Genomic DNA, 15,311 nt, shown 5'->3' with positions numbered 1-15,311 from the left:
GGGCCGGCCGTTCTCGCTGGGTGAGGCGGGTCAGCGGGGGCGGGGTTTGCGTGCGCGGGGCGTGGCGGAGCCCTTGGCCGGCGACGTGCGGCCTGACGCGTTCTTGCCGGACCCGCCCTTGCCCGACGTGCTCTTGCCGGACCCGCCCCTGCCCGACGCGCCGCCGCGGGGCTTCGGCGGAGCCGCCTCCGGCGCCGGGGCGCCCCGGCCGCGCGACGAGGTCGCGGTGCGACCCCGGACGATGCCGATGAACTCCTCGGTCAGGTCGTCGTACCGGTCGGTCACCCACGCCAGCCCGACCGCGGAGCCGGGCGCGTCCCGCACCGTCCGCGCGACGAGCCCGCGGCGCTGGTGCAGGCGCCCGAGCGACTGCGGCAGGACGAGCACCCCGACGCCGGCGGCGACGAGCTCGACCGCGTCGGCCGTGGTCGGCACGGGGTCGCCGGCGAAGGCGGTCCCAGGGTGGTCGGCCCAGCGCAGCTGGTCGTCGAGGGGCACGACGAGCAGCTCGTCGTCGAGGTCCGCGGCGTCGATCTCCTCGACCACGCTGAACACGTGGTCCTTGGGGACGACGACCACCGTGGACTCGGTGTAGAGCGGGATGGTCGACAGGTCGTCGCCGACGGCCGGCAGCCGGACCAGGGCGACGTCGGCGCCGCCCGACCGCAGAACCGTCACGGCCTCGTCGGGCTGCGCGTGCACCAGCTCGACCGGGACGTCCGTCAGCCGCTGCTGCCAGACGCGCAGCCAGCGGTCGGGGTTGACGCCGGGGACCAGCAGGATGCGGAACGTCATCGGATCCTCCGGAACACCAGGTCGCGGACCTCGTGGCCCAGGTCGAGGCCGCGTCGCTCGAACTTGGTGACCGGCCGGTGCGGCGGGCGGGGGACGAACGCGTCGACGGTGTTCTCGAGGGACGGGTCGGCGGCGAGCACGGCGAGCATCGCGTCGGCGTACGCCGCCCAGTCGGTGGCGCAGTGCAGGGTGCCGCCGAGCCGCAGGCGCGACCGCAGGAGCGCGACGTGCGACGGCTGCACCAGGCGGCGCTTGTGGTGGCGGGCCTTGGGCCACGGGTCGGGGAAGAACACGTGCACGGCGTCGAGCGACTCCTCGGCCACGGCGGTCCGCACGAGGTCGAGGGCGTCGCCGTGGGCCACCCGGACGTTGGTGAGCCCCGCGCGGTCGACCAGGCCGAGGAGGTTCGCGACGCCGGGCAGGTGCGCCTCGACCGCCAGGTAGTCCCGCGCGGGGTCGGCGGCGGCCATCGCGGTCGTCGTCTCGCCCATGCCCGACCCGATCTCCAGCACCACCGGCGCCGACCGCCCGAAGAGGGCGACCGTGTCCAGGGTGCCGTCCGGGGAGGGCGGCATCGGCGAGCCCGCGTCGTGCACCGAGAACCCGAGCCGCGGCCACAGGTGCCGCAGGGCGTCCTCGCGCTCGGGGCCCAGGGGAGCGCGACGCGGGTGGAACGTGCGCAGCGGCTCGTGCGGCCGCGACGCCACGAGCCGGAACGCGTCGGACGGGAGGGTCACGAGGGTCCAGCCTAGGCGTCGGCCGTCGGCCCCATCAGCGCGAAGACCTCGCCGAACGGCCCGGCCACGATCGCCATGCGCCCGAACGCGGAGTCCGTCGGCGGGCTGACCACCGTGCCGCCCAGCTCGGTGACGCGCGCGGCCGACGCGTCGGTGTCGGGCACGCCGAAGTACAGGGTCCACGCGGCGGGCGCGTCGGCCCCGGCCTGCGCGCCGTAGCCACCGACGCCGGCCACGGGTGCGCCGCCGACGGACACCGACGCGTACGCGAAGCCAGGGGCGCTGAGGTCCTCGACGTCGTAGGCGAACACCCGCTCGTAGAACGCGACGGCTCCGGGCTGGTCGTGCACCATGACCTCGGACCAGACCACCGAGCCGGGCTCCTCGACGACGTCCCAGCCGGTGTGCGCGCCGGGCTGCCAGACCCCGAACACGGCCCCGGCGGCGTCGACGAAGATGCCCATGCGGCCGAGGTCCAGGACCGGCATCGGCGCGACGACCTGCTTCCCGCCGGCCTCGGCGATCGCGTCGGCGGTCGCGGCGAGGTCCTGGGTGGCGAGGTACACGCACCAGGCGGGCGGCGGGGCGGGATCCTCGCTCATGGGCTCCCCGAGCCCGACGACGCGGCGCCCGTCGGCGAACGCCTGCGTGTACGAGCCGACCTCGGGACCGCCGACCTCGAACTCCCAGCCGAACAGCGGACCGTAGAAGGCGCGCGCGGCGGCGAGGTCCGGCACCGTGAGATCGGCCCACGCCGGGGTGCCGGTGGGCCAGGCCTCGCGGTGGGTCGTCATGCGCTCACCCAACACCCCTGCCGCGGTGGCCGCACGCGGGCGACCAGCCAGAACGCGTCCTGTGGGGGAGACATCACCCGCTGCCTGTGCTAGTCACGTCTCATGGCACCCTCCGCCGCGGGCGACCCCACGGAAGCGCCCGTCGCCGTGGTGTCCGCTGCGGGGTCGACCGAGGGCTCCCACGGCGAGAGCACGCTCACCGTCGTCGTCGCGTTCGGCGCCAACCTGCTCATCGCCGTCGCCAAGACGGTGGCCGCCGTGATGACGGGGGCGGCGTCGATGCTCGCGGAGGCGGCGCACTCGTGGGCCGACGCCGGCAACGAGGTCTTCCTGCTCATCGCGCAGCGCCGTGCCGCACGGGCGCCGGACCCGAGCCACCCGCTCGGCTACGGCCGCGAGGTGTACGTCTGGTCGCTGTTCGCGGCGATCGGACTGTTCGCCGTAGGCGCCGGGGTGTCGATCACGCACGGCATCCAGGAGCTCATCCACCCGGAGCCGGCCAGCAACTTCGGCATCGCCTACGTCGTCCTCGGGGTCTCCGCGGTGCTCGAGGGGATCTCGTTCGTGCAGGCGTCGCGCCAGGTGAAGCGCGCCGCGGCGCGGCAGGACCGGGACGTGCTCGAGCACGTGCTGGAGACGTCCGACCCGACCGTGCGCGCGGTGTTCTTCGAGGACGCGGCGGCGCTCGTCGGCATCCTCATCGCCTTCGTCGGCATCGCGCTGCACCAGGTGACGGGCTCGCCGGTCCCCGACGCGGTGGGCTCGATCCTCGTCGGGGTGCTGCTGGCCGTGGTCGCGGTGGTGCTCATCGACCGCAACCGGCGGTTCCTCGTCGGCCAGGCCGTGGACCCGAGGCTGCAGGCCGCGGCCGTGCGTGCCCTGCTGGAGCTGCCGGAGATCGACCGGGTCACCGAGCTGCGGCTCGAGTTCGTCGGTGCGCGGCAGATCTACCTGGTGGGTGCGGTGGACCTCGCGGGCAACATGGCCGAGGACGACGCGTCGCACGTGCTCGCGTCGCTGGAGCGGCGGATCTCGGCGACGCCCGCGGTGGTCGGCGCGACGCTCTCCCTGTCCGAGCCGCAGGACCCGGGCCTCTGACATGGCGACCGAGCAGGAGTTCCGGGTGCCGGTCCTGAGCCTGCTGCGGCTCGCGGTGCCCGCGGCGATCGTCGGGATCGGCTGTGCGCTGACCCTCTACGCGCTCAGCCGGCTGGCCGGGCTGCTCGAGGGCTGGATCTGGGACGACCTCAGCGCGGCGGTCGGCGTGGACCGGAACTCCGCGCTCTGGATCATCGGGGTGCTCACCGCGATCGGTCTGCTCATCGGGCTCGTCATCCGCTACGTGCCGGGGCACGCGGGCCCGGACCCGGCGACGCAGGAGCTGGTCGCCGCGCCCCTGGGCCTGCGGGTGCTGCCGGGGCTGGCCCTCGCCCTGGTCCTCATGCTCGCGGGCGGCGTGAGCCTCGGGCCGGAGAACCCGATCATCGGGATCAACGTGGGCCTCGCGGTGGCGCTCGGGCTGCGCTTCCTGCCGAAGGTCAAGGCGAACGTGTGGCTGGCCATCGCGGTGTCCGGCACGATCGGCGCGATGTTCGGCACGCCCGTCGCCGCCGCACTCCTGCTCTCGGAGCTGGACGCGGGCGACCGACGCATCCCCCTGTGGGACCGGCTGTTCGCGCCGCTGGTCGCGGCCACCGCCGGGGCGCTCACGATGCTCCAGCTGGAGGACCTGGACCTCTCCGTGCAGGTCCCCGCGTACACCTACGGCGGGCTGGAGGACCTGGGCTACGCGATCGTCATCGCCGTCGGCGCCGCCGCGGTCGGGCTCGTCGCCGTGTACCTGTTCGTGCCGATGCACCGGCTGTTCCTGCGGATCGGCCACCCGGTCCTCATGCTCACGGCCGGGGGCCTGCTGCTGGGCCTGCTCGGCGCGCTCGGCGGCGAGGTGACCCTGTTCAAGGGGCTGTCGCAGATGCAGGAGCTGCCGGGGCTGGCCGCCACGACGACCGCCCTCGGGTTCCTGGCCATGGCCGGCATCAAGCTGGCCGCGCTGCTGGTGGCCGCCACCTCCGGGTTCCGTGGCGGGCGCATCTTCCCGGCGCTGTTCGTCGGCGTCGCGCTCGGGTTCGCGGTGCACACCGCCTGGGACACCGTGCCGCTGGCGCTCGCGGTCGGGGCGGCGGTGGTCGGGATCGTCGTCGCCGCCACCCGCAACGGCTGGCTGAGCCTGTTCATGGCGGTCGCCGTGGTGCCCCAGGTGTCGCTGCTGGTCGGGTTGGTGCTCGCCACGCTCGCGGCCTGGCTGGTGGTCACCAACCGGCCGCCGCTGCTGGACCCGGTCAGCCCAGACGCGCGTCCAGGAACCTGAGCACCTCGGCGACGTACGTGTCGCGGGCCAGCGCGGGGGACAGGGCCAGGTCGTGCGTGCCGCCGGGGATCTCGACGAACGTGACGTCCGGCCCGAGGTTCGGGGCCAGCCGCTTGATGTCCGCGACGTCCAGCACCGAGTCCGTGGTCAGCAGGGCGTCGTGCCAGACGTCGTCGGGGCCGGAGGCGTCGGAGGCCAGGACCAGGACCGGGACGTCGATGTCCAGGCCGCGGGCGACGCGAGCGTGGCCGCGACGGATGGTCCGGGCGAACCCGGCGCGGGCCGGGAAGCCGTCGTGCGGCTTCCACGCGAGGTCGTACGACCACTCGCCGCCGGTGCCCTCGTGCAGGGCGCGCCCGTAGAACGGGCCGATCTTGCCCACAGGGAGGTCCGGGGCGACCTTGCCGACGCCGTCCAGCACGGCGGTGAACACCGTGCGCTCGAACCACGAGCCGCGCAGGTCCAGCCACGGGCTGTTGAGCACCAGCGCGTCGATGAGGTGCTCGCCCCGGCGGGCGTCCGCCCACAGGGACGTGACGAGCCCGCCCATCGAGTGACCCAGCAGGACGACCTCGTCGTGGTCGGTGCGGATGATCCGGAGGGCGGCGTCGATCTCCTCGGCGTACGCGCCCAGGTCGGTGACGTGGTTGGGCGGCCGGCCGTCGCGGATCGAGCGCCCGTAGTCGCGCAGGTCGAGCGCGTAGACGTCGTAGCCGTGGGCGGCGAGCGCGTCGCCGAACTGCGTGTGGAAGAAGTAGTCGACGAACCCGTGCACGTAGAGCAGAGCGCGTCGGCTCGGAGAACCGGTGCGGTGCACGAGCGTGGCCACGGGGTCGGGGCTCCGCCCGTCCGGCCGCAGCGGAAGCGTCTGTGCGGTCCAGCCGGGCCCGAGCACGTCGTCGGTCATGGCGTGATCGTCGCACGGGGGTAGCGTCCGGGGTGGCTCGCAGACTTGAGCGGAATAGACTCAACTCTGGCGGTGGTTGCCACAAGCAGACACGAACACAGGAGGTCACGTGGACGACAAGTTCACCACCCGGTCCCAGGAGGCCCTGGGCGACGCCATCCAGCAGGCGTCGGCCGCCGGAAACCCGCAGCTCGAGCCCGCGCACGTGCTGAACGCGCTCCTCCAGCAGGAGGGCGGCGTCGCCAACGGGCTGCTCGACGCCGTCGGCGCGGACCGCGGCGCGCTCGGACGGGCCGTCCGGGCCATGCTGGTGAACCTGCCCTCCAGCAGCGGCTCCACCGTCGCGCAGCCGTCGGCGTCCCGCCCGACGTCGACCGCGCTGGAGGCCGCGTCCGCCGAGGCGCGCTCGCTCGGCGACGACTACATCTCCACCGAGCACCTGCTGCTCGGGCTCGCCACCGGCCAGTCCGGTGTCGCCGACGCGCTGCGCGCGCAGGGTGCGTCCCGTGACGCGCTCGCCGCCGCGCTCCCCGCCGTGCGGGGCTCCGCGCGGGTCACGACGCCCAACCCCGAGGGCACGTACAAGGCGCTCGAGCAGTACGGCATGGACCTGACCCAGCGCGCCCGCGACGGCAAGCTCGACCCGGTGATCGGCCGCGACGCCGAGATCCGTCGCGTCGTGCAGGTGCTCTCCCGTCGCACCAAGAACAACCCGGTGCTCATCGGGGAGCCCGGCGTCGGCAAGACCGCCGTGGTCGAGGGGCTCGCCCAGCGGATCGTGGCCGGTGACGTGCCCGAGTCGCTGCGCGGCAAGAAGCTGGTGGCGCTCGACCTGGCCGCGATGGTGGCCGGCGCCAAGTACCGCGGTGAGTTCGAGGAGCGGCTCAAGGCGGTGCTCGCGGAGATCACCGGCTCGAACGGCGAGGTGATCACGTTCATCGACGAGCTGCACACGGTCGTCGGTGCGGGTGCCGGCTCCGAGGGCGCCATGGACGCGGGCAACATGCTCAAGCCCATGCTGGCGCGCGGCGAGCTGCGCCTGGTCGGTGCGACGACGCTGGACGAGTACCGCGAGCGCATCGAGAAGGACCCCGCGCTCGAGCGGCGGTTCCAGCAGGTGTTCGTCGGCGAACCGTCCGTGGAGGACACCGTGGCCATCCTGCGCGGGCTCAAGGAGCGGTACGAGGCGCACCACAAGGTCACCATCGCCGACTCCGCCCTGGTCGCCGCCGCGGCCCTGTCCGACCGGTACATCACCGGCCGGCAGCTGCCCGACAAGGCCATCGACCTGGTCGACGAGGCCGCGTCCCGGCTGCGCATGGAGCTGGACTCGTCGCCGATCGAGATCGACGAGCTCCAGCGTGCCGTGACCCGGCTCGAGATGGAGGAGGTCGTGCTCTCCGAGTCCGACGACCCCGCCTCGGCCGACCGGCTGGCGCGCCTGCGCAAGGACCTGGCCGACCGGCGCGAGGACCTCGCGTCGCTGACCGCGCGGTGGGAGAAGGAGAAGGCCGGGCACAACCTGGTCGGTGACCTGAAGGCGCGCCTGGACGCCCTGCGCTCGGACGCCGAGCGGCTGCTGCGCGAGGGCGACCTGGCCGGTGCAGCCCGCATCCAGTACGGCGAGCTGCCCGCGCTCCAGGAGCAGATCGCGGCCGCCGAGGCCGACGAGGCCTCGGTCGACGCGGCCCCCGACGGTCCGCCGATGATCGCCGAGAAGGTGGGTCCCGACGAGGTCGCCGAGGTGGTCGCGCAGTGGACCGGCATCCCCGCCGGCCGGCTGCTCGAAGGTGAGACGGCCAAGCTGTTGCGGATGGAGGACGTGCTCGGCGAGCGGCTGATCGGGCAGCGTCCCGCGGTCGCCGCGGTGTCCGACGCGGTCCGGCGCGCGCGTGCGGGGGTGTCCGACCCTGACCGGCCCACGGGCTCGTTCCTGTTCCTCGGGCCCACCGGCGTCGGCAAGACCGAGCTGGCCAAGGCGCTCGCGGACTTCCTGTTCGACGACGAGCGCGCCATGGTCCGCATCGACATGTCCGAGTACGCCGAGAAGCACTCGGTCGCCCGGCTCGTCGGCGCGCCCCCCGGGTACGTCGGGTACGAGGAGGGCGGTCAGCTGACCGAGGCCGTCCGGCGCCGGCCGTACTCGGTGGTCCTGCTCGACGAGGTGGAGAAGGCGCACCCCGAGGTGTTCGACGTGCTGCTGCAGGTGCTCGACGACGGTCGCCTCACCGACGGCCAGGGGCGCACGGTCGACTTCCGCAACGTGATCCTGGTGCTCACGTCGAACCTCGGCTCGCAGTTCCTGGTGGACCCCCTCCTGTCCGACGAGCAGAAGCGCGAGGCGGTCATGTCAGCGGTGCGGACCGCGTTCAAGCCGGAGTTCCTCAACCGGCTCGACGACGTGGTGCTCTTCGACCCGCTGTCGCTGGACGAGCTCGGGCACATCGTGGAGCTGCAGGTGGCGGCGCTGGGTCGTCGCCTGAAGGACCGCAGGCTCACGCTCGAGGTCTCGCCGGCCGCGCGCGAGTGGCTGGCGATCGAGGGCTACGACCCGGCCTACGGTGCTCGTCCGCTGCGCCGGCTGGTGCAGCGCGAGATCGGCGACCGGCTGGCCCGGCAGATCCTCGCGGGCGAGATCAAGGACGGGGACGTCGTCGCGGTCGACCGGGGCGCCGAGGGCCTGACGGTCACCAGCGGGCGGTGACTCCTCAGCCGAGCCCGGCGATCTCCTGCGATCCGGCGTCGACGAGCCGGCGCCCGGCGGAGAAGACGTCCCGGACGCCGGCCGGGAGGGCGAGGCGGTGGACGAAGGTGCCGTCCCGACGGTCGACGATGGTCACGTAGCCGGTCCCGACGCCGTCGCTGGGCGCGTCGACGAGCAGGATGTGCGCGCCGTCGGTGAGCAGCTCCCCGCGGTAGCTGCCGACCTGGCGCGGGAACGTCCACCGCACGTCGCCGGTCCGCGCGTCGAGCGCGACGATGTCGTCGAACCCCGCCACGTACACGACCCCCTCGATCACCAGGACGGACGGTCGGAAGACCGGTGCGACGTCCACGTCGGCCTCCCAGCGCCGGGCGCCCGTCCTCGTGTCCCAGCCGTACAACGCCTGCCCCGTCGACACCTCGAGGCCCGGCACGCTGCCGTCGTCGACGCTGCGGTCCAGCAACGTCCCGTCCACCTCCACCGGTGGCTCGCCGGGCCGGTACACGGTGGTGACGGGGTCGTTGCGGCCCGCCTCGAGCCGCTGCAGCGTCAGCCAGCCCTGCTCCGTCCCCGCCCAGCCGTTGGTCGCGGCGTCGACCGGGATGCGCTCGCCCGTGGCCGAGAGCAGCATCGGGCTGTCGGCGGTGCTGGTGGCCACGAAGACGAGGCCACCCAGCCCGGCCACGTCCGGCGGCGGTGGGGTGGCTCCGAGCAGGGGTCCGGCGCCGCGGTACCGCCAGAGCTCCGCACCGGTGAGCGGGTCGGTCGCCACGACGAGCAGGTGATTCGCCGCGTCCACGGTGCCGGTCGCGACGAGGCCCGGGAGCACCGCCATCGAGCCGACAGGGGCGATCGCGCGGTTGGCCAGCGCCTGCCCGTCGGCCAGGTCGAGCACGCGCAGCCGCGACTGCGAGGCGACGCGGCCCGCCTCGCCCGTGCCGGCTTGACCCAGGTAGACGTCGGTGACCAGGCACACGACCTGCGTCGGGTCGGCGAGGTCCGCGCCCCAGGGCTGGCAACGGGTGCGGGTGGTGTTGAGCGGGTCGACGAGTGCCGGGTCCGGGCCGCGGAGGTCGGCGGACCACCGTTCGGCCCCCGTCACGAGGTCGACGGACCGGTACGTCAGCGACCCGTCGGGTCCGACGACGACGCCGTGCAGCGCCTCCTGCGCCACGAGCCCGTACGCGAGCGGGAGGTCGATCGGGTCGGAGCGCCACACGACGTCGATGCCGTCGCCGAGCGGGTCGATCGCGCCCGGCAGTGCGGCTACGCGCGCGTCGGCCGCCCGCGCCATGGCCTCGCTCACCTGCTGCGCGCCGGCCAGCACGGCGACCGCCACGACCGGGACCAGCAACCAGAGCAGGGGGCGGCGCGAGCGGCGGACGGGCATCGTGGGCGTCGTCGGTTCGGGCTGGCTGTCCTCGACGAGCTCGACCGGGACGAGGGCGGCGCGGCGCGGCATGGTCGGATGCTATCGACCTGTGAGGGCGCTCGGGCCTGCTCCCGATCTCCGCGGCGGGGCTCCCTCGTGGGCTCAAGCAGCCCTGGTGACCATCTGGTCGGCATTGGCGGGCGTGGCATCCTGGGCGGCATGACGACCGAGGTCACGACCGCACGGACGACGCCCGCCACGCCGAGCGCTGCGTCCTCCGCGCGCGCCGGAGGCTACGCCAAGGGCCGCGCGACCCGCGAGGAGATCCTCGACGCGGCGATGCTGCTGTTCGGCGAGGTCGGCTACCACACGGCCTCCCTGCGCGAGGTGGCCTCCCGCGTCGGCATCTCCCACCCCGGCCTGCTGCACCACTTCTCGAGCAAGGCCGTACTGCTCGCCGCGGTCCTCGAGCGGCGTGACGAGGTGGACGAGGCGGCGTTCCAGGCCGACCTCGACGCGGGGCACGACTACTTCGACGCCCTCGCGAGGATCGTCGAGCGCAACGCGGCCCGCCCCGGGATCGTCGAGCTGTTCGCGACCCTCTCCGCGGAGGCGACGTCGCCGGACCACCCGGCGCACGCGTTCTTCCAGGCCCGCTACCGCACGGTCGTCGGGTCCACGACGGCCGAGTTCGAGCGTCGGCGCGACGAAGGCCGGCTGCGGCCCGGCATCGACCCGGACATGGCCGCGCGCCTCACGGTCGCGGTGATGGACGGCATGCAGATCCAGTGGCTGCTCGCCGCCGACACCCCGGATGACCGTCCCGACATGGCGGCCGCCCTGCGCGCCCAGGTCGCGGCGCTGCTGTCCGACTGACCTACAGGTCGGCGGGGTCGACGCCGTCCACCAGGTCGGACCAGAACGGGACCCTGAGCGAGGCGTCCGGCGCGGGCACCGGCGATGACCGGCCGAGGAGCTCCCGCTCGAGATAGTCCGCCAGGTCGGAGCCGTAGTGGATGACGTCCGTCTGGTAGATCGAGAAGACGGGCGTCCCCTGCGCCGCGGGACCGCTCGGCAGGTAGCGGTGCGAGTACACGGGGACCATCGTCGGGACCTCTGCGAGGTGCAGGCGGGCCGCCGCCTCGCGCTCGTCGGCCGGTCGTGGACCCCAGGACGCCGGCCAGAAGTCGTTCTCGACGACGTCGACGACGACCCCGTCGACCGGCCACGCCAGCTGCGCTCGGAGGGACGACTCGTCCTCGTCGAGCCAGTCCGGCCAGCGGTCACCGACCGGCACGGCGAGCGTCAGGAGCTCGCGGTGGTCGGCGCAGAACGTGAACCCGAACCGCCGCTCGACGTCGGCGAGCTCGTCGGCGCTCAGCCCGGGGTCCAACCAGACCCCGGCGGCGTCCAACCGGGCGAGCACCGCGTCCAGGTCCATCGCACGAGTGTCCCAGCCGCGAGAACGGCAGCGTGACGTGCCGTTCTCGCGGCGCTGGGCGTCAGCCCGCGGCGACCTTGGCCACCAGGGTGTCCAGCGTCTCGCGGTCGAAGCCGGAGAGGCCGAAGTCGGCGATCACCTTGGCGGGCATCTGCTGGATCATCGCCTGCATCGTCTCGTCGAGCGGGCCCATGTCCTCCGGCGGCACCAATGCGGCCCGCAGCAGCGGACCGCCGACCGGGTGCGCGAGCCACTCCTCGATCGTGGACATCGGCGTGAGCTCGCCCCAGAGCGGCTCGCCCTCGATCTGCAGCGACACCGATCCGCGCAGGTCACGCGACGACGCGGCGACCTCGATGACGAACTCGCCGCCTTCGACCACCCAGCGGTGCAGGCCGGGGTGCCAGTAGGACAGGTCGCGGGCGCCCAGCGTGAACGACACCGCGCGGGACTCCCCGGGCTCGAGCGCCACCTTGGCGAACGCCTTGAGCTCGCGCGTCGGGCGCAGCACGGAGGCCTGCGGGTCGCGGACGTAGACCTGGACCACCTCGGCGCCGGCGACGGAGCCGGTGTTGGTGATCGTGGCGGTCACGGAGACGTCGGTGCCGTCGGCGGTCGCCGCGACGTCGGAGTAGCCGAACGTCGTGTACGACAGGCCGTGACCGAACGGGTACGCGACGTCCATCGCGCGGGTGTCGTACCAGCGGTAGCCCACCAGCACACCCTCGCCGTAGCGGACGACGCCGGCCTCGCCGGGGAAGTTCCCGAACGCGGGGGTGTCCTCGATGCGGTGCGGGATCGTCTCGGTGAGCCGGCCGGACGGGGTACGGACGCCGAGCAGCAGGTCCGCGACGGCCGACCCGCCGGCCTGGCCGCCGAGCCAGGTCTCCAGGATGGCCGGCGCGAGGTCGCGCCAGTCGGTCACGCTCACCGCGGAGCCGTTGGCGAGCACGACGACGACCCGCGGGTTGACCTCGGCCACCGCCCGGAGCAGGGCCACCTGGTTGTCGGGGAGCCCGAGCCGGGGGCGGTCGTAGCCCTCGGACTCGTCGGGACCCGGCAGGCCGAGGAACGCGACGACGGTGTCCGCCGCGCGTGCCACGTCGACCGCCTCCGCCAGCAGAGCCGCGTCGTCGCCGGACGGCCCGCCCGCGATGGTGAAGCCCGGTGCGAACGCGAGCTCGCCGGCCGCCCGCAGCGCGTCCAGCGGCGCGTCGAGCCGTGTCGGGTTCACCTGCGACGAGCCGGCGCCCTGGTAGCGGGGGGTGCGGGCGAACTCGCCGATGACGGCGACGCCCTCGGTCGAGGCGAGCGGCAGCAGCCCGCCGTCGTTCTTCAGCAGCACCGACCCGGCGGCCGCGGCCTCGCCGGCCAGCTCGTGGTGGGCGTCGACGTCGAACGAGTCGTCCGACTCGAGGCCGGGCAGCGACCGGGCGATCAGGCCGAGCACCCGGCGCGCGGCGACGTCCAGCACGGCCTCGTCCAGGGAGCCGTCGCGGACGGCGGCCACGACCTCCTCGTCGGGACGCGGGCCGGCGGCGGGCATCTGCAGGTCCAGGCCCGCGGCGAGCGCCGGGACGCGGTCGTGCACGGCGCCCCAGTCGGAGACGACGAGCCCCTCGAACGCCCACTCGTCGCGCAGCAGCTCGGTGAGCAGCCAGTGGTTCTCGGAGGCGTACGTGCCGTTGACCTTGTTGTACGCGCACATCACGGTCCACGGCTGCGCGTTCGTCACCACGCGCTCGAAGGCCGGCAGGTAGATCTCGCGCAGCGTGCGCTCGTCGACCTCGGCGGACACGCGCATGCGGTCCGACTCCTGGTTGTTGGCCGCGAAGTGCTTGAGCGACGTGCCGACGCCCTGGCTCTGGATGCCCCGGACGATCGCGGTACCCAGCTCGCCGGCGACCACCGGGTCCTCCGAGACGTACTCGAAGTTGCGCCCGCACAACGGGGTCCGCTTGATGTTCACGCCGGGGCCGAGCAGCACGGCCACGTCGTTGGCGCGCGTCTCGCGACCGAGCGCCTCGCCGACGCGGGTGACCAGCTCGACGTCCCACGACGAGCCGAGGGCGGCCGCCGTCGGGAAGCAGGTGGCCGGGACGGAGTTGCCGAGCCCGAGGTGGTCGGCCTCCTCGGGCTGCTTGCGCAGGCCGTGCGGGCCGTCGGTGACCATGACCGCGGGGACGCCTGCGCGCTCGACGCCCTGCGTGTGCCAGAAGTCGGAGCCGGACGTCAGGGACGCCTTCTCCTCCAGGGTCAGCTGGGCCAGGACACGTTCGACGTCGAAGACCTGCGTCATCGCTGGGTACCTCCTCGTTGGGGTTCGTTGCCCGCCACCCTAACCCAATTCCTACCACGTGGTAAGCGTCTGTCAGGGCACCTCGGCCGAGCCGTCGAGGAACGAGCCCGTGACGCCGCCGCCGTCGACCATCGCGAGGCACAGCCCCACCCGGTCGCCGTCGGCCCACGAGCGCTCGGTCGGCGACCAGGTCACCGTCCGCACGCCCTCGGCGATCTCGTCGTCGTCGAGCACGCAGGCGCGGGCCACCCGGGCGTCCGCCGCCTGCTGCCCGGGCCAGACGGCGTTTGCGGCGAACGAGAACTCGGTGACCACCTGCGCCTCGTGCGGCTCGGCGCAGGGGACCACCCGGACCGACCCGACCGGGCCGTCCGCCGGGAGCGACGCGAGGCAGTTGCCCGTGACCAGCTGCTGCGCCCGGGCGTCGCGGGCTGCGGGCACGTCGGCCGGCAACGAGCGCGTGCCCAGCGCGGTGAGCACGACGGCGGTCACCCCGACGGCCAGGGCCACCGTGCCGAGGACGCCGAGGACGGCCCCCGCGATCGCGAGGCCGCGCCCACGGGTGTGCCGCGACGCGATCCGGCGGAGCGCGACGATCGCGAGCACGAGTGCCGCAGGCCCGAGCCCGACCACACCCGTCACCAGCGACCAGACGGCCGTCGGTTCGAGCCGCGGACGCGGCGGGGCCCACCCGGGGGCGTAGTGCGGTTCCGGGTACGCGTACTGGTCGGTGGGACTGCTCAGGAGGACGTCCCCGAGGCGGCGAGCTCGAGGGTGCCCGCGGTGGCCGATCCCGTCATGCCGGTCTCGTCGCCGTAGTACACGCAGTAGGCGGACGTGTTGCCGGCGGCGAAGTCGTCCGGGTGCGGGTAGTACAGCTCGATGCTGCCGTTCGAGAAGTAGTCGGGCAGGAGCCCCTCGGTCAGCTGGTCGCACTCGTCCCAGGCGTCGTTGTACGCCGAGTCGAACGCGTCGTCGGCGTCCAGGCTGACCGGCCCCGTCATCGTGATCAGCCCGACCACCTCGGCCTCGTGCGGGACGGCGCAGTCCACGGGCTCGGTGTCGGCCATGTCGTACTCCCACGAGTACGTGGTCAGGCACGTGCCGGCCACCAGGTCGGTGCGCAGGGCGAACTCCGGGAGCTGGTCGGACCCCGAGCCGTCGGTGCCCTGCTCGTACCCCTCCTCGAAGCCCTGCTCGACCTCGTCCCAGAACCCGCTGCCCGAGCTTCCGATCAGGGCGACGACGAAGATGATGTAGGCGACGATCGCGAGCAGCCACAGGATGCCGACCGCGCCGACGACGATGCCCGCGATGGCCCATCCCCGCCCGGCCTTGCCGTTGACCGCGATGCGCCGGAGCGCGGCGATGCCGAGCCCGAGGCCGACGGGGCCGGGCAGGCCGCCGAAGAACAGGAGACCGGCGGTGCTGGTGACGAACGACGCGATCGCCATGCCCTCGGTGGGGGGCGCGGCATACGGCTGCCCGTACCCGTAGGGCTGCGCGCCGTACGGGGGAGGGGTCTGGGCGTAGCCGGGTGCGCCGTACTGCGGAGCCCCGTACTGCGGCGCGCCGTACTGGGGTGCTCCGTACTGCGGTGCGCCGTACTGCGGTGCCCCGTAGGCCGGCGGTGCGTCGCCGGCGCCGGGCTGCTGGGCGTACGGGTTCGCCGCCGGAGGGGCCGCGCCGTACGGGTAGGTCGGTGGCGTCTCGCCGACGGGCGTCCGCACCGCCTCGTACCCGCTCGGAGGGACGGACTCGTAGCCGCTGGGCGGCACCGGGGCCGCGGGTGCCGGGTCGGGGGCGGCGTAGGGGTCGGGAACCGGAGCCGGCCCCCCGGGCTCGTTGCTCATGCGCGCAACCTAGCCCAACGAGGGTGCCTGGCGACCGCTGT

General features: G+C 73.9%; 13 protein-coding genes. 4 read left to right on the top strand and 9 right to left on the bottom strand.

Going from position 1 to position 15,311, the window contains the following annotated elements; genetic code table 11:
- Nucleotides 1-30 precede the first annotated feature (30 nt).
- Genes ASD18_RS01340 through ASD18_RS01330 form a run of 3 tightly spaced genes read right to left on the bottom strand, consistent with a single transcriptional unit; the run spans nt 31 to nt 2,326 of the window.
- Nucleotides 31-795 (bottom strand): LysR substrate-binding domain-containing protein, encoded by a 765-nt coding sequence (locus tag ASD18_RS01340; protein WP_056085855.1) that lies wholly within the window; start codon nt 793-795, stop codon nt 31-33.
- The gene (gene trmB / locus ASD18_RS01335; RefSeq protein ID WP_056085854.1) at nt 792-1,532 is read right to left on the bottom strand and encodes a tRNA (guanosine(46)-N7)-methyltransferase TrmB; all 741 of its coding nucleotides are present in this window, start codon (nt 1,530-1,532) and stop codon (nt 792-794) included. Before trmB ends, ASD18_RS01340 begins: the two co-directional genes overlap by 4 nt.
- A gap of 11 nt (nt 1,533-1,543) precedes the next feature.
- A complete protein-coding gene (locus ASD18_RS01330) occupies nt 1,544-2,326 on the bottom strand; it encodes a VOC family protein (RefSeq protein WP_056085853.1) in 783 nt (260 codons plus the stop codon).
- Between the two features lie 102 nt (nt 2,327-2,428).
- On the opposite strand from ASD18_RS01330, the gene ASD18_RS01325 reads away from it, so the two are divergent.
- On the top strand, nt 2,429-3,424 hold the full coding sequence (locus ASD18_RS01325) for a cation diffusion facilitator family transporter (RefSeq protein ID WP_082573425.1): 996 nt from the start codon (nt 2,429-2,431) through the stop codon (nt 3,422-3,424).
- A 1-nt stretch (nt 3,425) separates the two neighbouring features.
- Nucleotides 3,426-4,694: an ion channel protein gene (locus tag ASD18_RS01320; RefSeq protein ID WP_056085852.1), complete on the top strand. Its 1,269-nt coding sequence runs from the start codon at nt 3,426-3,428 to the stop codon at nt 4,692-4,694.
- On the opposite strand, the gene ASD18_RS01315 is transcribed toward ASD18_RS01320, so the two are convergent.
- Entirely contained in the window at nt 4,666-5,601 is a 936-nt protein-coding gene (locus ASD18_RS01315) for an alpha/beta hydrolase (RefSeq protein ID WP_056085851.1), read from the bottom strand. The genes ASD18_RS01320 and ASD18_RS01315 overlap by 29 nt on opposite strands.
- A 109-nt stretch (nt 5,602-5,710) precedes the next feature.
- On the opposite strand from ASD18_RS01315, the gene clpB reads away from it, so the two are divergent.
- Nucleotides 5,711-8,305: an ATP-dependent chaperone ClpB gene (clpB, locus tag ASD18_RS01310; protein ID WP_056085850.1), complete on the top strand. Its 2,595-nt coding sequence runs from the start codon at nt 5,711-5,713 to the stop codon at nt 8,303-8,305.
- Nucleotides 8,306-8,309: 4 nt separating this feature from the next.
- On the opposite strand, the gene ASD18_RS01305 is transcribed toward clpB, so the two are convergent.
- On the bottom strand, nt 8,310-9,767 hold the full coding sequence (locus ASD18_RS01305; protein ID WP_056085849.1) for a PQQ-binding-like beta-propeller repeat protein: 1,458 nt from the start codon (nt 9,765-9,767) through the stop codon (nt 8,310-8,312).
- Between the two features lie 129 nt (nt 9,768-9,896).
- On the opposite strand from ASD18_RS01305, the gene ASD18_RS01300 reads away from it, so the two are divergent.
- Complete coding sequence (locus ASD18_RS01300) at nt 9,897-10,553, top strand: TetR/AcrR family transcriptional regulator (RefSeq protein ID WP_082573423.1); 657 nt, start codon at nt 9,897-9,899, stop codon at nt 10,551-10,553.
- Between the two features lies 1 nt (nt 10,554).
- Here ASD18_RS01300 and ASD18_RS01295 read toward each other — a convergent pair whose 3' ends face one another.
- The 4 genes from ASD18_RS01295 to ASD18_RS21810 form a co-directional block, all read right to left on the bottom strand.
- Nucleotides 10,555-11,118: a hypothetical protein gene (locus ASD18_RS01295; protein WP_056085848.1), complete on the bottom strand. Its 564-nt coding sequence runs from the start codon at nt 11,116-11,118 to the stop codon at nt 10,555-10,557.
- 61 nt (nt 11,119-11,179) lie between these two features.
- On the bottom strand, nt 11,180-13,417 hold the full coding sequence (locus tag ASD18_RS01290; RefSeq protein ID WP_056085847.1) for a glycoside hydrolase family 3 C-terminal domain-containing protein: 2,238 nt from the start codon (nt 13,415-13,417) through the stop codon (nt 11,180-11,182).
- Between the two features lie 72 nt (nt 13,418-13,489).
- Entirely contained in the window at nt 13,490-14,161 is a 672-nt protein-coding gene (locus ASD18_RS21405) for a DUF4190 domain-containing protein (protein WP_255355443.1), read from the bottom strand.
- On the bottom strand, nt 14,158-15,270 hold the full coding sequence (locus ASD18_RS21810; RefSeq protein WP_056085846.1) for a DUF4190 domain-containing protein: 1,113 nt from the start codon (nt 15,268-15,270) through the stop codon (nt 14,158-14,160). Before ASD18_RS21810 ends, ASD18_RS21405 begins: the two co-directional genes overlap by 4 nt.
- Between the last annotated feature and the right edge of the window lie 41 nt (nt 15,271-15,311).

Source organism: Cellulomonas sp. Root137 (assembly GCF_001426725.1).
Lineage (GTDB): Bacteria > Actinomycetota > Actinomycetes > Actinomycetales > Cellulomonadaceae > Cellulomonas.
The sequence above is the reverse complement of the archived record's forward strand: the minus strand, read 5'-3'. Positions and strand labels throughout refer to the sequence as shown.